We start from the raw sequence: 18,121 nt of genomic DNA, 5'->3' as shown, positions 1-18,121 counted from the left end.
GCGTTGCGTTGGGGGTCTGGGGCGGATGTTGATGCGACGGGCGGAGCCCGCGGGTGGGAACGCGCCTCCGCCGAGGGCCAGGGCGGCCGGGACGCTGGCGGTGGCGGCCGCCGGATACGTGCTGCACTACTGGACCTGGATGCTGATCGGCCCGATCGGCCCGCAGCTGGCCCACCGCTACGGGCTCGACGCGGCGACGTGGGCCCTGCTCGGCATCGCCCCGCTCCTGGTCGGCGTCCTCGTGCGGATCCCTGCCGGTGTGCTCGCCGACCGGCTCGGCGCCAGGATCGTGCTGCCCGCGGTCAGCCTCGCCGCGGCGCTCGCCGTGCTGGCGCTGGCCGCCGTGGACGGGCTGCCGGCGCTGGTGGCCGTGGCGTGCGTGATCGGCGTCGCCGGCGCGGCCCTCCCGGCCGGTGCCGCGGCGGTCGTGCGCGCCGTCCCGCCGGGGCGCCGCGGGACCGCGCTCAGCGTCTTCGCCGCCGGCATGTGCCTGGCCGCGGCCGCCGGCGTCGCGGCCCGGGCGGTGCTGCGCGTCGAGCGGGAATCCGGCCTGCTGGTCCTGGCCGGTGTGCTGCTCGCCTACGCGCTCCTGGCCGTCGCGGTCCTGCGCGACGGGCCCGGCCCGAAGCGCCGGCCGGCCGAGGCGTGGTCGGCGGTGACGGCGCTGCTGCGCCGGCCGGTGACCCGTCACCTCGCCGTCTGGTACGGCGTCTCGTGCGGCGGCATCGTCGCCGTCGACCTGTACCTGCCCGCATACCTGCACCGCACGTACGGCATCGACTGGACCCCGGCCATGCTCGCCGCCGCGGCCGGCATGGGCGTCGCCGCGGCCGCCGGGACGTTCGGCGGCTGGCTGTGCCAACACCGCGCCCCCACCACCGTGATCGGCACCTGCTTCACCACCCTCGCGGCGCTGCTGCTGGTCCTGGCCTTCGACCCGCCGCTGGTCTGGGTCGCGACACCGGCCCTGGCCGGTGTCGCGGTCGCGCTGGGCACCGCGTTCGGCAGCGTGCTCGCCCTCATCGGCCGCACCGCCCCGCCCGCCCAGGCCGGGACCATCACCGGCGTGATCGGCGCCATCGGCAGCGCGGTCGGCCTGTTCCCGACGCTGCTGCTGACCGCGGTCCGGGACGGCGACGGCTCCTATGCCATGGGGCTGATCCTCCTCGCCAGCGCCGCGATCGTCGGCGCCCGCAGCCTCCGCGCCCGCCGCGGCTGGATCGGCGCCGCCGTCGCGTTCCCGGCGCCGGCGGTCGTCGCGTCGCAGTCCGCCACCACGGTCGTGTCGCTCGCGGCGCCGCAGATCCGGGCCTATCTGGGCGACATCACCGCCGTCCTCGCGGCCCTCGCCACCCGGCACGAGCTCGCCGTCGTCTGCGCCGACCCGGCCCCGTCCGGCCGGGCCGGCATCGGCCTGCCGCTCGTCGCCGGCCTGCGCCAGCACCTGCCGAAGCACACGATCCTGTCCATCGTCGCGGAGACGCCGCCGCACCCGCACGAGACGGCCGCGATCGCCGCGATGATCGACGCCGGCACGATCCCGGTCATCCTGGTCTCCGGCGCCGACCCCACGCCGACCGCGATGCTCCTGGCCGCGGCGGTCGACGCCGACCAGGTGCTGCACCTCACGCACGACCGGGTCGAGGGGCTCATCCCGGTCCAGCGCCTGCCGGAGGCCGACTACACGGCGATCGACGCGGCACGGTAGCGCCGCTGCACCGGCCGGAGGCCGGCGGCGCAGCGATTGACGCCGCGCGATAGATTCGCGCGATGCCGGTCCGCGACGTGCACCTCCTCGCCCTCCACGAGCCCTACCACGAGCCGCGGCACCCGGTGCCGATCAACGGCACGATCGTGCACGCGCTGACCCTCCTGCACCCGGCCGTGCCGCAGCCCGACGGCGGTCACATGTACCGCTGCCTGACCGAGTTCCCCGGCCGCACCGAGGGCTGCCTGGTGCCCCTGTCGACGCTGACCTACGAGCTGGACGGCGGCCGGGGCTGGAGCGAGGTCGGCGACTGGGAGGACGTGGTGGACACGGTCGTGCACCTGTCCCGCACCCAGCGCTGCGACGCGATGAACCTCGGCCTGCCGGACCGCGCCGTCAGCGTGCTCGTCAACGGCCCCGAGACCATCCACACGGTCATCCACCCCGGCGGCGGGCGCACCGTGCTCGGCCCGGCCGACCGGCAGCGGGAGGTCGCCGAGCTGACCGGCCGCGTGCACGACTTCGTCGCCCGCGGCGGCCCGTTCTGGCCCGGCGACGGCCTGCTGCCGGCACCCGGCCGTCCCGTGCTGCCGTGGTACCGCCCGGCCCGGCACAACTGAGGCGGGCACCCCTCAGCTCGGCAACAGGTGACGGCTTTCGGGCTGATGCCCGTAGCGGGTGGCGACCGCCGTGGCGCGATGGTGCAGGGACGTGCGCAACGACTGCGGGGTCAGGGCCTCCGCGCTGGTGCCGAGCTGCCACAACGCCCACTCGGCGTGCCAGAGATCCTGGTATGTCACCTCCAGCCGCAGCCAGCCGTCCGCGTCGGGTTCCTCGGCACGGACGGCCACCGCGGTGCTCAGCAGGTCCTCCCGACGCGCCGGGTGCACCCGAACCAGCACGGCGATGTGGTCGCTGGACAGGAACTGCGCGCAGCGCTCCCGCCAGACCTGGTCCAGATCGACCTGGTTCGGCCGCTGGGCCGGTTCGGGCAGCTCCTCGGCCGCCAGCATCCGCGACAGCCGGTAGGTGCGGTCCTCGCCTGACCTCCTGGCCAGCAGGTATCCCCGGTCGCGCACGGTGACCAGGCCGATCGGGTCCACCGTGCGCCACTGGGGCGGCTGGCCGGTGGCCGCGTAGTGGATGCGGAGCCGGTGCCCGGCGAGCACCGCGCGCCGGACCTCGATCATGGTCGTGTCGGGCACCTCCTCGGTGACCGGCCGGCGGGACAGCAGGTCGGTCTCCGGCTCGATGAGCAACCGCTGGGCCGCGTCGCTCGCCGTGGCCCGATGGCCCTCGGGCAGCGCGTCGACCACCTTGCGCACGGCCGAGGCGAGCGCCGAGCCGAGGCCGAACACCCGCTCGCCGCGCCTCGACCCGGCGGTCAGCACGGCCAGGGCCTCCTCGTGGTTCAGCCCCGTGAGCTCGGTCTGGAAGCCGGGCAGCAACGCGAAGCCGCCGTGCCGGCCGCGTTCGGCGTAGACGGGCACGCCGGCCGAGGACAACGCCTCGATGTCGCGCAGCACCGTGCGGGTGGACACCTCCAGCTCGCGGGCGAGGGTGTCCGCGGTCAGGCGGCCGCGCTGGCGGAGCAGCAACACCAACGAGATCAACCGATCGGCCCGCATCCGGGAACTCTACCGAAATACGTGACGGAGGATGTCGTGATTTGTTGGCAGGCTCATGGAGGTCAGGGACGGCCCTATCGAATGGAGCGAAAGTGGCAGTGGAACGAGCGGCGGTCAACCCGTGGACGTGGTCGGTGGAGCTGGGGTTCAACCAGGGAGAGGTCGTCTCCGGGCACACCCGGACTCTGTACCTGTCCGGTCAGACCTCGATGAGCCCCGACGGCAAGCCCGAGCACGAGGGTGACATCGCCGCCCAGCTGGCGCTGAGCCTCGACAACCTGGAGGCCGTGCTCAGCGAGGCCGGCATGTCGCTGGCCAACCTCGTGCGGCTCAACGTCTACACCACCGATGTCGACCAGCTGTTCCCGCACTACGGCGTGTTGGCGGCGCGACTGGGCGCGGCTCGGGTGGCGCCGAGCACCACGATGCTCGGGGTGGCCCGGCTGGCGATCCCGGGCCAGTTGGTCGAGCTCGAAGGCACCGCCGTGGCGTGACGACGGCCGTGGTGTGACGACGGCCGTGGTGTGACGACGGCCGTGGTGTGACGACGGCCGTGGTGTGACGACGGCCGTGGCTTCAGACGCGGCGCAGGTCGAACCAGACGCGTTTGCCGCCGGCCGGGTCGGGTTCGGAGCCCCAGGCGGCCGCGAGGTGGTCGATGATGTGCAGGCCGCGGCCGTTGTCACTGTCGTCATCGGCGGGTGACGGGCGGCGCTCCGGCGGCCGCACGCTGGCGTCGTGGACGGTGACCCGCAGGTGCTCCTCCAGGCGCAGGTGGACGGTCACGTCGCCGACGGTGTGCTGGATGGCGTTGGTGATGACCTCGTCGAGGAGCAGCAGCGCGTCGTCGATGAGCGGCTGCTGCTCCCACGCGGTGAGGACGTCGGCGGCGAACCGGCGGGCCGCGGACGCGCTGATCGCCTCGCCACGGAAGCGGCGCCGGGCGGCCGGCGGGCCGGTGGGGGCGGCGTCGCTGGTCAGGCAGAGCACGGCGACGTCGTCGCTGCGGGGCTGCGGGCCGACGCCGCTGTCGAGGAGGTGGTCCAGCGTGCGCGCGGGGTCGCTGGTCGGGGCGTCGCGCAGGGCGGCGAGCAGCTCCCGCAGCCCCCGGTCGATCGGGTGCCGGCGGTCCTCGACCAGACCGTCGGTGTAGAGCAGCAGCGTCGCCGCCGGCGGGACCAGCAGCGTCGTGTCGAGGTAGACGGCGTCCGGGGTCACGCCGAGCGGCGGGCCGGGTCGCAGCCGCAGCAACCAGGCGTCGTCGTCGGTGCGCAGCATCGGCGGCGGGTGACCGGCGGTGACCGCCGTCGCGGTGCCCTCGGTGAGGTGCAGCTGCAGGTAGCAGCAGGTGGCGATGGTGTCCGGATGCATGTCCAGCAGCAGCTGGTTGACGTGGTGCACGACGCTGGCCGGGTTGTGCCGCTCGGTGGCGTAGGCGCGCAGGGCGTTGCGGACCTGGCCCATGGTCGCGGCCGCGGCCGCGCTGTGCCCGGCGACGTCACCGATGACCACGCCGACGGCGTCGTCGCCGAGGTCGATGATGTCGTACCAGTCGCCGCCGACTTCGGCGCCGTGCGTCCACGGCAGGTACCGGGCGGCGTGGCGCATGGCCGGGACGTCCGGCAGGGTGGCGGGCAGCAGCGCCCGCTGCAGCGCCGAGGCGAGCGTGGTGCGCGCCTCGAAGAGCAGCGCCCGCTGCAGCGCCTGGGCGCCGAGCCCGGCGAGGGCCATGAGCGTGGCCTGCTCGTCGTAGTCGAAGTCGCGCGGGTCCCGGTAGCCGACGACGAGGGTGCCGAGGACCTCGCCGGCCACCGTCAACGGCAGGAACGCCCACGCCTGCCGGGCACCGGCCGGGACCGCGGTCACCGGGTCGGGCTGCGCCTCCCGGAACTGTGCGAGCGACGTCAGGAACAGCGGGTGCCCGGTGCGGGCCACGGCCGTCGCCGGATACGGATGGTCCGGCGGCAGCTCCCGCAGACGGTGGACCACCTCGGGCTCGTATCCGTCGTGGTAGCGCAGCTGCAGCTGCCGCTCGTGCAGCAGGAGCAGCGCCAGCCCCTGGCCACCGGCGGACGGGCGCAGCACCGAGCCGAGCGCCGCATACACCTCGGCCGTGGTGCTCGCCGCGACCAGGGCGGTCGTCGCGGTCTGCAGCGCCGTCGCCCGGGCCGCCGCCTCCGTGGCGCGGGCGGCCGCCCGCTCGGCCTTCGCGGCGACGGCCGCGAGGTGCCGCTCCTGCCCGACCTGGTCGGTGACCTCCCGGAACGACACGGCCACGGCCAGGGTGCCGCCACCGGCCCGGGCTATCTTGACCTCCCACACCTGCCCGATCCGCGGATACGTGCGCAGCTCGCGCCACGGCTCGCCGGTGGCCGCGACCGCGCGGTACCGGTCGAACAGCCCGTCGTCCCAGCTACTGGGGGAGATGTCGCTGAGCTTCCGGCCGATGACCTCCTCGGCGGTGCGCCCGATGAGCTTCGCGCCGAGCTGGTTGACGTAGTCGCAGACGAAATCGACGATCGCGCCGGCCTCGTCGGTCACCGCACGCAGCAGCGTGAACCCGTCGAAGGCGGCGTCGAGGGCGTCATACAGCCGGGTGCCGCCGCTGGACTGCGGCGCGACGGTCACCTGCCGCAGGTCGACGAACCGCACCCCGAACCCGTCGCCGTAGGGGCTGATCCGCATCTCGAAGTGCCCGCTCAGGGTCGCCCGGTCGTAGTACACCGTGCGCGTGACCGGTTCCCGGGTCTCCACCACGGTGCGATAGAGCGGCAGCGTCCCGTCGTGGACGGTGTCCGGCCACAGCTGCCGGTACCGGTGGCCGATCAGCTCCTCGCGGGGCCGGCCGACGAACCGGCAGCCGGCGTCGTTGATGTAGACCAGCTCGAAGTCGACCATCACGCCGTCCTCACGCACCGCGCGGGCCAGCACCCAGCCCTGCCGGTCGTCGTCGAGCATCGCCAGCAGCGGCGCGTCGTCGACCACCCAGCCACTCCCTCCGCAGCGCGCCACCATGGCGTCCGGCCATAATCCCGCATCGCCCGATCGGCGTCGAACACAAGCGCCCGCAGGGTGCGGTATGGGTGCCGGATCCGGTGCTGTGGCGGTGATTACGCCGATCGGGGCGTGGATCGGCCAACCACCCGACAGGAACGACCCATCCGGGGCCGCACGCTCGAAGCACCGCAACACGATGGAGGTTTGATGCGTCCAGGTTCCATGCTGCTGGCAGCCGCCGCCGCGACCGGTCTGCTCGTCGCCCCGCTCGCCGGTCCGGCGGCCGCCGCGACCAGCGCCACGCACGCCGCCGCCGCCGCGCCGTCGGTGCCGGTGATCGTGCGGCACGACGGCACCGGCGCCGCCGAGGCGGCCGTGATCCGCGCCGGCGGCACGGTCGGGCAGCACCTGGACCTCGTCGGGGCGTTCACCGCCACGGTGCCCGGCGGCGCGGTCGCCGCCCTGAGCACAGCCGACGGCGTCCTCGCGGTCACCCCCGACGGCGAGGTGCGGCTGCAGGGCGACGAGTGGCAGGCGGACAAGGACCAGCACTCGATGTTCAGCCTGACCGAGTCGATCGGCGCCCAGAGCGTCTGGTCGGCCAAGGACGCCACCGGCGCCCGGCTCACCGGTCAGGGCATCGGCGTCGCCGTCATCGACTCCGGGATCGCGCCGGTCGCCGGCCTCGACGCGCCCGGGAAGGTCATCAACGGCCCGGACCTGTCCTTCGAGTCGCAGACGCCCGCCCTGCGCAACCTCGACACGTTCGGCCACGGCACCCACATGGCCGGCATCATCGCCGGCCGCGACTCCGGCGTGAAGGCGGGCAACGAGGCGGACAAGAAGCAGTTCGTCGGGGTCGCCCCCGACGCCCACCTCATCAACATGAAGGTCGCGGCGGCCGACGGCGCCGTCGACGTCTCCCAGGTGATCGCCGCGATCGACTGGGTCGTGACGCACCGCGACGACCCGGGCCTCAACATCCGGGTGCTCAACCTGTCCTTCGGCACCGACTCCACCCAGGACCCGCGCCTGGACCCGCTGTCCTACGCGGTCGAGGCGGCCTGGAAGAAGGGCATCGTGGTCGTGGTCTCCGTCGGCAACGACGGCCTGACCGAGACCCGGGTCGGGATGCCGGCGCAGAACCCGAACATCCTGGCCGTCGGTGCGGCCGACCCGCTCAGCACCGCCAACCGCGCCGATGACGTCGTCGCCGACTTCAGCACCGGCGGCAACGCGACCCGCCACGCCGACCTGGTCGCGCCCGGCAAGTCCGTGGTGTCGCTGCGCGTGCCGAACGGCTACATCGACGCCGCCTACCCGCAGGCGCGCATCGCCGAGGACCCCGCGCAGCGGTACTTCCGCGGCAGCGGCACCTCCCAGGCCGCCGCAGTCGTCTCCGGCGCCGCCGCGCTGCTGCTGCAGCAGCGCCCCGGCCTCACCCCCGACCAGGTCAAGCGGCTGCTGACGAGCACCGCCGACGCGATGCCCGCCGGCGACGAGCTGGCCCAGGGCGCCGGCCAGCTCGACGTCGCCGCCGCGGTCAAGGCGCCGACCCCGGCCGTCTCGACCCAGGCGTTCCTGCCCGCGACCGGTCTCGGCTCGCTGGAGCTGTCCCGCGGCACCGCCCACGTCGCCGATCCCGACACCGGCACCGAGCTCACCGGCGAGGTCGACATCATGGGCCAGGCCTGGACCCCGGCCGGCTGGGCGCAGGTCTGCACCACCGGCGCGGCCTGGGACGGCGACACCTGGAACGGCCGCACCTGGTCCGGCCGGACCTGGTCGGGCGCCAACTGGGCCGGCCGGACGTGGTCGGGCCGCACCTGGTCCGGCGCGGTGTGGAACGGCCGCACCTGGTCCGGTCGCACCTGGTCGGGGCGCACCTGGTCGGGCCGGACCTGGTCCGGGCAGACCTGGTCGGCCAGCGACTGGGGCTGACGGTTCACGACCGGAGCCACCGGTCGAGGGTCAGCAGGCCGGGGTGGATCCGCCGCAGCGCCGGGATGTCGGCGGCGTAGCCCGACGCACCGAGCCAGGACAACATCCCGGCAGGTCAGCGCGCATCGGCAAGCGTCAATGAAAGGTGTTCCGGGCGTGGAAGTCGCGCACCCGGTGCCGCGCCGGTCTGGTGCGGCACCGGGTGCTGCTCAGCTGAACAGCTGGTAGACCGAGTCTGGGGCGGGGGTCGCGCCGGCCGGTTCGGTGACGGGCAGGACCGAGCCGAAGCCGGCGAACGTCAGCTGCATCGCGAGCTCCGGGTCGATCGACGCGCCGTCGATGGCGAACGCGGTCAGCCGGCCCTGGCCGTCCACGGTGGCGGTGAACGGGACCGCCTTGGCCTTCGCACCCGCCTTCTTCAGCACGTCGTCGGTCGGGGCGAGGATGGTGTCGGCGGCGGTCACGTCGACCGTGCCGGTGAAGTGTGTGGCGTCGGTGCGCTTGACCTCGACCAGGCCGTTCTTGAACAGTTCGGTGACGCCGAGCTTGGGCGCGCCGGCCTTGTCCACCGGCAGCGTGGCCGTGGAGCCGACCTTCGCCAGGTCGACCAGCATCCACACGTTCGCCGGGAGGCCCCAGAGCTGGTTGAGCTCCTTGCCGAAGTCCGCCTTCACCCACAGCTGGGGGGCGATGACGGTGTACGCGACGGAGACGGTGAACTGCTCGACGGTGCCGCCCAGCTCCATCGTGGCTGACTTCGCGGCGGGGTCGATGCGCCCACCGCCGGTCTTGGTGCCCTGCTTGATGTTGAAGTTGTACGCGGTGGTGTCCAGCGCCTGCACGGCCGCCAGCAATGCCTCGTTGGGTGGTAGCGCGGCGGGCGACGACGCGATGGGCCTCGCCTGCGCCCCCGAGGCGGACGTCACCTCGGCGTCGCAGGCACTCAGGCCGGCGGCGGCCAGGGCGAGGGTGAACAGGACAGTTATGTGTTTCACTGCAGGATCCTCCGAATCGGGGTGCGCCCGCTGGATTCGGTGGGCGCAGCCGTCCGGACCGTAACGGCGCGGTGGCGGAGCGCGGGACTCACGATCGTCTGTCTGACACCGTGACGGGGATCTCAAGAATGGCGGTATCTCTCGATGAGCTCGACAAACTCCTCGCCGGAGCGGTCCAGCCAGGTGACCGCCAGGGCGAGGTCCCAGCCGAACGTCTCGCGGTTCCACCGCAGCTCGTCCGCGTGGGAGTGGGCCCTGCCGGCGTAGCGCCACATGGTCCGGTGCTGGTCCGGTGGCAGGGCCGCGATCAGCGGCACGCTCAGGATCGCGGCGAACGGCCGCATGAACCGGCGCATCGCCCGGTTGGCGTGCGCCGGGGTCGAGGCCAGGTAGTGCTCCGGATCGCGCAGCCGGATCCACACCAGGGGTCCCGGTGGCCGGGTGCACCCGACCGCCGCGATGTCCGTCCAGGCGACGGTGCCGCCGGAGTGCAGGCGCATCCCGGTGGGGGTCAGCGTGACCTGGGACATGCCGTGCCGCAGGCCTCGCGCCAGCACCGCGACGGTGCCGCCGCCGAAGAACGCGACAGAGAGTGCCCCGGCGAGCATCGTGAACGGGTCGCCGGTCCAGAGCATGCCGATGCCGGCGGCAGTGAAGAGGGCGGCGCCCAGCACCGTCAGCAGCATCCTGCCGGCGCGGGGGCGGATCACCAGCGCCTCGTCCACGCTGCCGGACGCTACCCGGTGCCGCACCGTGGTGCAGTGAGGTGCGGCACCGTCGCTGGCTCAGTTGAGCAGCTCGTAGGCCGGGGCGGGCCGCGGTCGAGGGAGCCGGGCCGACGCGGGCGCCGGGCGCGCGGCCGGGCCGCCCAGCCAGCGCAGCCACCGGAGGGCGGCGGCGGTCCTGGCCGCCGCGGTCGGCCCGCTCATCGCCGCCGGCCCTGGTGCCGCGGCTGGAGCCGGAAGACGAGCGGGGGAGCCACGTCGTCGGCGTGGCCGCCCGGAACGGCGACGGCGACGACGACGTAGGCCGAGTCGTATCGGTGTTTGTCTACAGTGGATGGACGTTTGCGGGCGCGCGGGGTCGACATCACGGTTCCTCACGAAGATGGGTGCGGACGCTGCGGCGGGAAGCCGGGGAGCGGGGCGTGAGTCAGGCCGGACAGGAGGCGGACCACACTCGACCGAAGTCGATGTGGTCGCGGGTCCACAGTGGCGTGCGTGCCATGGGCACAGTGCAGCAGCGCGGCCGCGGCACTGTCAACGCCGGACGGTCGTTGTTGTCGCCCTTGTCACGGGAACGGGCGCCGGCGTGGACAAAATACTACTAACCAGATAGGATTAATAGGAGTATGTCGGCCCGGAGATGAGGCGTCGAGGATGTCCCTCGAGATCGACGGTGACGGCGCGCACCGCGCCCCCACCGTCGCAGCGGCTCGGCCCGCGCCGGGTCCGGCAGGTCCCGGCAGCCCGAGACCGTCGCGGCCTGGGGACGGCCCGCACTGTGCCTACACTGGCAGCACCTTGCGGGAGCACCTGAACCTGCGTCCACGTTGAGGAGCCATCTATGCGTTCGGTCATCATCACCGGCGGCGCGACGGGGATCGGCTATGCGGTCGCCTCGGCCTTCGCCGAGGCGGGTGACCAGGTGGTCATCACCGGCCGCCGGGAGGGCCCGCTGAAGGAGGCCGCGCAGCGCATCGGCGCGACCGCGGTCGCCTTCGACGCCGCCGACCCGACCGCGGTCGCCGCGGCACTGCCCGCCCTGCCCGCGCACGTCGACGTCCTGGTCAACAACGCCGGCGGCAACACCAGCTTCGACCGGCCCGACCCCGCCGACGGCGACCTCGAGGCCCTCGCAGCCAACTGGCGGGCCAACCTCGACGCCAACCTGCTGTCCGCGGTGCTCGTCACGGCCGCGCTGGCGCCCCGGTTCACCGACCACGCCCGGATCGTGACCGTCGGCTCGATCGCGGCCCGGCAGGGCGCCGGGTCGTACGGTGCGGCCAAGGCGGCCGTCGAGGCGTGGACCGCGTCGATCGCGAGCGAGCTCGGCCCGCGCGGCATCACCGCCAACGTCGTGGCCCCCGGCCTGATCCTCGCCACCGAGTTCTTCCGCGACCGGCTGACCGACGACGGGATCGGCCAGCGGGTCGCGGCCACCCGCAACGGGCGGGCCGGCGCACCCGGCGACGTCGCCGCCGCGGTGCTGTTCCTCGCCGCCCCGACCGCCGGGCACGTCACCGGCCAGGTCGTCCACGTCAACGGCGGCGCCTACCTGGGCCGCTGAACGCGTGCCCCCGGCCGCGCCGGCCGGGGGCACAAGGTCATCGGTCGCAGGGCGCGGTGCGGATGTGGACGGTTGCCGGGCAACCCGCCGCCGGCGCGGAGAAGGTCGACGCGGGCAGCGGGTCCGGGTTCGGGGGCTTCTCCGCGCCGACGAGCCAGGCCTGCAGGAACGGGCGCAGGTCGCGGCCGGCCAGGCGGGACGCGAGGGCGATGAACTGGTCGGTGGTCGCGTTGCCGTGGCGGTGTTCGGCGGCCCAGGTGCGCAGGATGCCGAAGAACGTGGCGTCGCCGACGTTCATCCGCAGCGCGTGCAGGGTCATGCCGCCGCGCATGTACGCCGAGATGCCCCCGTACTGTTCGCCCTCGCGGTCGTACGCGGGCGCCCAGAAGGGCGAGTCCATCGGCAGCGTGTAGAAGGTGTTGAAGCGTTCGCGGACCGTGCGGTAGCCGTCGTGCTCGCCCCACAGCCACTCGCCGTAGGTGGCGAAGCCCTCGTTGAGCCACAGGTCGTACCAGTAGGTCAGGGACACGCTGTCGCCGTACCACTGGTGGGTCAGCTCGTGCGCGACGACGCCGGCCTGGAACTGGGGGCTGCCCATGGTGAAGTACGAGACCGGGTAGATCGGCCGGGTCTGGGTCTCCAGGGCGAACCACAGCGCGTCGTGCCGCTCGACGATCGCGCCGTTCGACTCGAAGGGGTACGGGCCGAACAGCGTCTCCAGGTAGTCGGTGATCTCGTCGGTGCGCCCGACGACCGGGTCGGCGACCTCGGGCGCGACGGCGGCGTCGACGGCGATGACGGTCGGCCGGCCGTCGTGCAGGTGCTGGTCGACGCGGAACCGGCCGATGGCCATGGTGCTGACGTAGGCGGCGATCGGGGTGAGCGCCGCCCACCGCCACGTCGTCCAGCCGTCATGGGTGGACGATCCGAGCGGGACGCCGTTGCCGATCGCGGTGAGCCCGTCGGGCACCGTCAGGTGCGTCGAGTACGTCGCCTTGTCCCGCGGGTGGTCGTTGACGGGGTACCACAGGGCCGCGGACTCCGGTTCGCCGGCGACGATCGCGCCGTCGTCGGTGCGCACGAAACCGTACTCGTACGGCGGTTGGGTGGGGTCCGGGTCGGGGAAGCTGTAGCGCACCGGGACGCCGTGGTACCGCACGTCGACCCTGAACGGCAGGCCCTTGCGCAGCCCGCGGGAGGGCGTGATGACGAGTTCGCCGCCGTCGCGGGTCCACGTCGCGGGCCGGTCGTTGACCCGGACCGCGTCCACGGTCAGGCCGGTCAGGTCGAGGTCGAAGCGGGACAGGTGCTGGGTGGCGGTGGCGAGGATCGTCGCGTGGCCGGTCAACTCGTCCGTGCCGGGCGCGTAGCGCACGTCCAGGTCGTAGTGGCCCACGTCGTAGCCGCCGTTGCCGGCGAGGGGGAGGTGCGGGTCGCCGATGCCGGGCGCGCCGGGTGTGAAGGTCGCCGGGCCGGCCGCGGCCGCGGGCGCCGCCGGTGCGACGCCGAGCAGGGCGGTCATGGCGGCCGCGACGAGCGTGCGACCGTGTCTGTGACGTCGTGCCATCGATGTACCCCCGTGGTCTCGTGTGGATAGCGTCACTGGACGGACCGCCGAGACATCGACGAGGTTGCACCGATTTTCGGCTCAGGTTGGGTCGGGTGGTGCCGATGAGCTGTGCAAAAGTCGTTCCGCCCACAACCAAGGGGATCCGTTGGGCCTGTTGCGAGCACGAGCTCGATCCGAGGAGTCCGCCCTGCCGGTCCCGCGGGACGTGGAGTCGCTGGAACAGTTGATCGCCGCGCTGGAACGCGCCACGGACGAGGCCTCCACCTGGCGGATCACCGTCGAGTCGCTGGTGAGCTCGCACGGGTTCATGTACGGCGCGGTGTGGCTGCCCGGCCCCGACGGCGACCTGCGGCTCGGCTTCGACACCGGCCCGATCGCCGGCGAGCTGAGGACGGCCATGGCCGGCCGGAACCTGACGGTCACCAGCGGCCTGGTCGGGCGCGCCCATCAGGGCCGGCGGCCGATCTACGTCGACAACACCCGCGAGGTGCGCGACTGCCTGCGCTGCGAGACGGCGACCCGGGCCGGCGCGGTGTCCGCGGTGGTCATTCCGGTGGTCAAGGCCGGGCAGGTCGTCGCCGTGTTCGAGTACTACTCGCAGCACGAGCTGCGCGCCGACGGGCCGCGGACCGAGAAGTGGAACGCCATCGCCCGCATCGCCGAGCAGGCCCGCAGCCAGGCCCTCGCCTCCGTGCAGCTGCAACAGCTCGCCGACGACCGGCTCGCGGTGACCACCGTGGTGGCCGCGCTCGGCCGGGCCCACGACATGCAGAGCACCATCCGCGCCGCGCTCGACTCGGTCCGCAGCTCGTTCGGGTGGGCGTACGGCTCGTACTGGGAGGTTGACGCCACCGGGCGGGAGCTGCGGTTCCAGTTCGAGTCCGGGTCCGCCGGTGAGGAGTTCCGCAAGGTCACCCTCGCCGCCAGCTTCGCCGAGGGCGTCGGGCTGTCCGGCCGCGCGTGGAAGGCCCGCGACCTGGTGTTCGTCCGTGACCTGGCGGAGCTGACCGACTGTGTGCGGGCGCCCGCCGCGCAGCGCGCCGGGGTCCGGTCCGGGATCTGCTTCCCGATCATGAGCGGCGACCGGGTCGTCGGCACGATGGACTTCTTCACCACCGAGTACATCGAGCTCAGCGAGTCCCGCGCGTCGGCGCTGCGCAACGTGCAGCAGCTCGTGTCGCAGCGCCTGGACATCGTGCGCGCCGGCGAGACCGCCGCGGAGAACGCCCGGCAGCTGCTCGACTCGATCTCGCGGCTGCGCTCCGCCAGCCAGGACGCGACCCGGGTCGCCCGGGAGGCGGTGGCCCGCGCCTCGGAGATGACCACGAACGTCACGGCGTTGAGCGAGTCGTCGATCGCGATCGGCGACGTCATCAAAATCATCTCGTCGATCGCCGACCAGACGAACCTGCTCGCGCTCAACGCGACGATCGAGGCCGCCCGCGCCGGTGACGTCGGCAAGGGGTTCGCGGTCGTCGCCGGCGAGGTCAAGGACCTGGCCAGGGAGACGGCCACGGCCACGCAGAAGGTCGCCGAGCAGATCGCCGGCATCCAGACCAACGCCCAGTCGGTCACCGACGGCATCCACGTCACCAGCGAGACGATCGGTCAGATGGACACCGTCCAGGCCCGCATCAACGAGGTCCTCGAGGACCAGGCACGCATGGCCCAGCTGCTGGAACGTCTGTCGTGACGGCGAAGGCCCGGCCGGACCGGCCGGGCCTTCGCACCGGTCACTCGCCGGCGTCGGCCTTCGGCGCCTTCTGCGACAGCGCGCTGCCCGCGGCCTGCTTGTCCTCGGTGCTGGCCTTCGGGTCCCGCAGGACGTCGCTGGCCGCGGAGGCGGCCTTCTCGCTGGTCTGCTTCGTGTTCTCAGCCATGGGTACCGCTCCTCGCAGTCGTCGTATGCACGTACAGGACTGGTTGCCCGCTACGACGGGATTCAATCGCTTCGCTTGACGGCGACCTATATCTTGCTGCCATGCAGCCGTGGCAGACGTCACTCGGGGTCGATCTGGGCACCTCGCACACCGTCGCGGTCCTCGCGTCGCCCGACGGCCGTGACCAGCCTCTGCTGTTCGACTCCAGCCCGCTGCTGCCGTCCGCGGTGTTCGGCGCCGGCGACCGCCGGCTGCTCGTCGGGCGGGACGCGCTGCGCGCCGGCCGGCTGGAGCCGGAGCGCCTCGAGCGGCATCCCAAGCGCCGCGTCGACGACGGCGCGATGCTGCTCGGCACCGACGAGTTCCAGGTCGTCGAGGTCTTCGCCGCGCTGCTGCGCCGGGTCGGGGAGGAGGCGGTGCGGGCCGCCGGCAGCCCGTCCCGGGTCGTGCTCACCCATCCGGCCACCTGGGCGGCGCCGCGCCGGCAGGTGCTGGCGGAGGCCGCCGCGGCCGCCGGGTTCGGGACCGTGACGCTGGTCCCAGAGCCGGTCGCGGCCGCCGTCTACTTCACCACCGTCCTGCGCCACGAGGTGCCGTCCGGGCACGCGCTGGTCGTCTTCGATCTCGGCGCGGGCACCTTCGACACCAGCATCGTCGGCCGGCGCCCCGACGGCGGCTGGCAGGTGCTGGGCGCCGACGGGTCCGACACGGTCGGCGGCGTCGACCTCGACGCGGCGGTCGTCGACTGGATCGGCCGGCCCCTCGCCGCCCGCGACCCGATGCTGTGGAGCCGGCTGGAGCAGGACCCCCGGCACCGGCAGCAGCTGTACGACGAGGCCCGCATCGCCAAGGAGCAACTGTCGCGCCAGTCCACGGCAACGGTCCGGGTCCCGGTGTTCGACACCGACGTGCCGGTGACCCGGGAGGAGTTCGAGCGGCTGGCCCGGCCGTGGCTGGAGCAGACGGTGGCGTTGACCGCCGGGACGCTGCTGCGCGCCGGGTTGCGCGCGGACCAGATCGCCGGGCTGTTCCTCGTCGGCGGGTCGAGCCGGATCCCTCTCGCCGGGACGCTGCTGCACCAGCGGCTCGGGGTCGCGCCGACGCTCATCGAGCAGCCGGAGCTCGTCGTCGCGTACGGCAGCCTGCCCGCGGCCGCCGCGTCCATGCCCGCGACGCCGCCGGCCATGGCCGCCCCGGCGGCACCGTTCGCACCGCCGGTGCTGCCCGTGTCCGGACCACCGCCCGCGATGCCCGTGTCCGGACCGCCGATGATGCCGGTGTCCGGGCCGCCGCCCGCGATGCCGGTGTCCGGGCCGCCGACCGTGACGCCCACGTCCGGGCCGCCGACCTTCGGGTCCACCCAGGCGTCGGTCGCGCCTTCCGCCCCGGCCACGCGGGCCGCGACGTCGGCCGACGCGGCCGGTTGGCGGGTGCCGCCGAACCGGCCCGGAACGGCCGGGCGGCGCGGGCTGACCCGGGTCCTCGCCGCGGTCGCCGCCGTCATCCTCCTCGTCGGCGCCGGGTACGCCATCCGGCAGGCAACCACGAGCCGCGACGACGACGGCGGCAGCCGCACACCCGGCAGCGGTGGCGGCACCACAGCCGTGGCGGGTCAGCCGAAGGGCACCCAGTCGATCACCGTGTCCCAGGTCGTCTGGTACGCGGCGGCGAAGTTCACCTTCGGCACGGTGACCTATCAGCCGCCCTCCGGCGGTACCGGCGACGGCACCCTCACCGCCGAGGTCCGGGTGGAGAACCTGTCGAACAGACCGCTGGAGCGCGGCATCTACGCCAGCTACAGCAGCGGCAGCCAGCAGCGCACCAAGGGTCAGCTCTACGACGCCGGTCAGGTCCCGGCGAAGACGCAGTCGCCGGGCCGGTTCCGGTTCAGCATCGACCCCGGCGAGGTCGGCGACCTCAAGGCCGGCACCATCACGATCGGCGAGGCGGACGAGGCGATGGCCGTGGTCCCGCTCGGCGACGGCGCCCCGGCCACCACGTTCGAGCCGCGCGAGGTGCTGCCCGCCGGGACGAAGACCGTCGGCAAGCTGCAGTTCGACCGGCTGACGTGCACGTTGCGCGCGGACCTCCTCGGCGGCGACGGCGTCCTCGACGCACACCGGCAGGTCAAGGACGGCTTCCGTTTCGTGGCCTGCTCATTCGACGTGCGGCCGCTGGGCGACGTCGGCCCCGGCGGTCAGGACCTGCGCCCGGTGAACTTCCGGCTCCAGCAGCCCGACGGTGACACGCTCGCGCCGGAGAGCCGTACCGTCAAGATCCTCGGCAAGGACCAGCTCGAGCGGGACGTGTGGATCTGGTTCACGGTGCGGACGCCGCTGCAACCGGGCAGGTATGTGCTGCAGCTGCTGTACCTGGGCCTGTCCGGCAAGGACGCCCCGACGCCGGCGAACACCGTGCCGATCGAGCTGACGCTGGCCTGAACCTTCCGGATCATGAGGGCAGGAGCTCGCCGGGGAGCAGGCTGAAGATCACGGTGTCGCGGCGGGCGCCCTTGAAGGGGATGTGGGACCGCAGCACGCCCTCGCGCACGAATCCGCAGCGCTGCGCGACCCGGGCCGAGGCCGTGTTGTCCGGGCTACAGGTGAGCTCCAGGCGTTGCACGGCGAGCGCGTCGAACGCCCACCCGGCCAGCAGTCGCAGCGACCGGGTCGCGACGCCGCGTCCACGGGCCCACGGCGCCACCCAGTAGCCGACCGCGGCCCGCTGCTCGGCGGCGGCGACGTCGTACACCGATGCCGCGCCCCACACCCGTTCCGGCCGGGCGGCGTCGGTGACGGCGAGGTTGAGCGACCCGCCGGCGAGCCGGGCCCGCTCGTCGCGCTCGTAGGCGCCGGCGACGTCGGCCTCGGTCACCGGCTCGACCCGCGACCAGGAGAAGCGCTGGCACAGCTCGTCGGCGAAACCTTCGTACCGCTGCGCGGCGTCGGCGTCGCGCCACGGTCGCAACAGCACGACGCCGTCGGTGAGCGGCGGATCTGGAAAGGCGAGCTCCGGCACGGCACGAGTCTATGGATCTTCGTGTCGAAACATCGAGGGGGTTTCGTCAAGTCTCAGCAGAAGTCCCCCCGATGAGCCGTCACATCACAGTTTGA

Annotated in this window: 15 protein-coding genes; 7 read left to right on the top strand and 8 right to left on the bottom strand. The window is 73.4% G+C overall.

Annotated features, from left to right (window positions below):
* Positions 1-25 precede the first annotated feature (25 nt).
* Together Dsi01nite_RS10585 and Dsi01nite_RS10580 are read left to right on the top strand one after the other, a co-directional pair.
* The gene (locus Dsi01nite_RS10585; RefSeq protein ID WP_203845901.1) at positions 26-1,708 is read left to right on the top strand and encodes an MFS transporter; all 1,683 of its coding nucleotides are present in this window, start codon (positions 26-28) and stop codon (positions 1,706-1,708) included.
* Positions 1,709-1,770: 62 nt separating this feature from the next.
* Positions 1,771-2,328 (top strand): hypothetical protein, encoded by a 558-nt coding sequence (locus Dsi01nite_RS10580; RefSeq protein WP_203845900.1) that lies wholly within the window; start codon positions 1,771-1,773, stop codon positions 2,326-2,328.
* Between the two features lie 12 nt (positions 2,329-2,340).
* Here Dsi01nite_RS10580 and Dsi01nite_RS10575 read toward each other — a convergent pair whose 3' ends face one another.
* The gene (locus tag Dsi01nite_RS10575; protein ID WP_203845899.1) at positions 2,341-3,336 is read right to left on the bottom strand and encodes a helix-turn-helix transcriptional regulator; all 996 of its coding nucleotides are present in this window, start codon (positions 3,334-3,336) and stop codon (positions 2,341-2,343) included.
* A gap of 92 nt (positions 3,337-3,428) precedes the next feature.
* On the opposite strand from Dsi01nite_RS10575, the gene Dsi01nite_RS10570 reads away from it, so the two are divergent.
* Entirely contained in the window at positions 3,429-3,830 is a 402-nt protein-coding gene (locus Dsi01nite_RS10570) for a RidA family protein (protein ID WP_239135814.1), read from the top strand.
* An 82-nt stretch (positions 3,831-3,912) separates the two neighbouring features.
* Here the strand turns inward: Dsi01nite_RS10570 and Dsi01nite_RS10565 are convergent, their stop codons facing one another.
* Positions 3,913-6,321, bottom strand: coding sequence for a SpoIIE family protein phosphatase (locus Dsi01nite_RS10565; RefSeq protein ID WP_203845898.1), 2,409 nt, complete (start codon positions 6,319-6,321; stop codon positions 3,913-3,915).
* A 219-nt stretch (positions 6,322-6,540) separates the two neighbouring features.
* On the opposite strand from Dsi01nite_RS10565, the gene Dsi01nite_RS10560 reads away from it, so the two are divergent.
* The gene (locus Dsi01nite_RS10560; RefSeq protein WP_239135813.1) at positions 6,541-8,274 is read left to right on the top strand and encodes a S8 family serine peptidase; all 1,734 of its coding nucleotides are present in this window, start codon (positions 6,541-6,543) and stop codon (positions 8,272-8,274) included.
* Between the two features lie 209 nt (positions 8,275-8,483).
* Here Dsi01nite_RS10560 and Dsi01nite_RS10555 read toward each other — a convergent pair whose 3' ends face one another.
* The 3 genes from Dsi01nite_RS10555 to Dsi01nite_RS10545 all read right to left on the bottom strand — a co-directional run bounded on the left by Dsi01nite_RS10555 (position 8,484) and on the right by Dsi01nite_RS10545 (position 10,198).
* The gene (locus Dsi01nite_RS10555; protein WP_203845897.1) at positions 8,484-9,269 is read right to left on the bottom strand and encodes a hypothetical protein; all 786 of its coding nucleotides are present in this window, start codon (positions 9,267-9,269) and stop codon (positions 8,484-8,486) included.
* 122 nt (positions 9,270-9,391) lie between these two features.
* Positions 9,392-9,994, bottom strand: a complete 603-nt coding sequence (locus Dsi01nite_RS10550) for an STM3941 family protein (RefSeq protein ID WP_203845896.1) — start codon at positions 9,992-9,994, stop codon at positions 9,392-9,394.
* A gap of 60 nt (positions 9,995-10,054) precedes the next feature.
* Positions 10,055-10,198 carry a hypothetical protein gene (locus Dsi01nite_RS10545; protein ID WP_203845895.1) on the bottom strand — a complete coding sequence of 48 codons (144 nt, stop codon included), beginning with the start codon at positions 10,196-10,198 and terminating at the stop codon, positions 10,055-10,057.
* Positions 10,199-10,835: 637 nt separating this feature from the next.
* Here Dsi01nite_RS10545 and Dsi01nite_RS10540 point away from each other — a divergent pair.
* Positions 10,836-11,558 (top strand): SDR family NAD(P)-dependent oxidoreductase, encoded by a 723-nt coding sequence (locus Dsi01nite_RS10540; protein WP_203845894.1) that lies wholly within the window; start codon positions 10,836-10,838, stop codon positions 11,556-11,558.
* A 37-nt stretch (positions 11,559-11,595) separates the two neighbouring features.
* On the opposite strand, the gene Dsi01nite_RS10535 is transcribed toward Dsi01nite_RS10540, so the two are convergent.
* The gene (locus Dsi01nite_RS10535; protein WP_239135812.1) at positions 11,596-13,125 is read right to left on the bottom strand and encodes a M1 family metallopeptidase; all 1,530 of its coding nucleotides are present in this window, start codon (positions 13,123-13,125) and stop codon (positions 11,596-11,598) included.
* A 148-nt stretch (positions 13,126-13,273) separates the two neighbouring features.
* Between Dsi01nite_RS10535 and Dsi01nite_RS10530 the strand changes: the two genes are divergently transcribed.
* Positions 13,274-14,821, top strand: coding sequence for a methyl-accepting chemotaxis protein (locus Dsi01nite_RS10530; protein ID WP_239135811.1), 1,548 nt, complete (start codon positions 13,274-13,276; stop codon positions 14,819-14,821).
* Positions 14,822-14,861: 40 nt separating this feature from the next.
* Here the strand turns inward: Dsi01nite_RS10530 and Dsi01nite_RS10525 are convergent, their stop codons facing one another.
* Positions 14,862-15,008, bottom strand: a complete 147-nt coding sequence (locus Dsi01nite_RS10525) for a hypothetical protein (protein ID WP_203845893.1) — start codon at positions 15,006-15,008, stop codon at positions 14,862-14,864.
* Positions 15,009-15,109: 101 nt separating this feature from the next.
* Between Dsi01nite_RS10525 and Dsi01nite_RS10520 the strand changes: the two genes are divergently transcribed.
* Positions 15,110-17,449 carry an Hsp70 family protein gene (locus Dsi01nite_RS10520; protein WP_203845892.1) on the top strand — a complete coding sequence of 780 codons (2,340 nt, stop codon included), beginning with the start codon at positions 15,110-15,112 and terminating at the stop codon, positions 17,447-17,449.
* A gap of 10 nt (positions 17,450-17,459) precedes the next feature.
* Here the strand turns inward: Dsi01nite_RS10520 and Dsi01nite_RS10515 are convergent, their stop codons facing one another.
* A complete protein-coding gene (locus Dsi01nite_RS10515; RefSeq protein WP_203845891.1) occupies positions 17,460-18,026 on the bottom strand; it encodes a GNAT family N-acetyltransferase in 567 nt (188 codons plus the stop codon).
* Between the last annotated feature and the right edge of the window lie 95 nt (positions 18,027-18,121).

Source organism: Dactylosporangium siamense, assembly GCF_016862795.1.
Classification (GTDB): domain Bacteria; phylum Actinomycetota; class Actinomycetes; order Mycobacteriales; family Micromonosporaceae; genus Dactylosporangium; species Dactylosporangium siamense.
This window is presented reverse-complemented; position numbering and strand designations above follow the sequence as displayed.

Coding starts and splice junctions, on each gene's coding strand:
- Dsi01nite_RS10545 (WP_203845895.1), bottom strand. CDS start 10,198: ATGAGCGGGCCGACCGCGGCGGCCAGGACCGCCGCCGCCCTCCGGTGG.
- Dsi01nite_RS10540 (WP_203845894.1), top strand. CDS start 10,836: ATGCGTTCGGTCATCATCACCGGCGGCGCGACGGGGATCGGCTATGCG.
- Dsi01nite_RS10535 (WP_239135812.1), bottom strand. CDS start 13,125: ATGGCACGACGTCACAGACACGGTCGCACGCTCGTCGCGGCCGCCATG.
- Dsi01nite_RS10585 (WP_203845901.1), top strand. CDS start 26: ATGTTGATGCGACGGGCGGAGCCCGCGGGTGGGAACGCGCCTCCGCCG.
- Dsi01nite_RS10560 (WP_239135813.1), top strand. CDS start 6,541: ATGCGTCCAGGTTCCATGCTGCTGGCAGCCGCCGCCGCGACCGGTCTG.
- Dsi01nite_RS10580 (WP_203845900.1), top strand. CDS start 1,771: ATGCCGGTCCGCGACGTGCACCTCCTCGCCCTCCACGAGCCCTACCAC.
- Dsi01nite_RS10575 (WP_203845899.1), bottom strand. CDS start 3,336: ATGCGGGCCGATCGGTTGATCTCGTTGGTGTTGCTGCTCCGCCAGCGC.
- Dsi01nite_RS10520 (WP_203845892.1), top strand. CDS start 15,110: ATGCAGCCGTGGCAGACGTCACTCGGGGTCGATCTGGGCACCTCGCAC.
- Dsi01nite_RS10525 (WP_203845893.1), bottom strand. CDS start 15,008: ATGGCTGAGAACACGAAGCAGACCAGCGAGAAGGCCGCCTCCGCGGCC.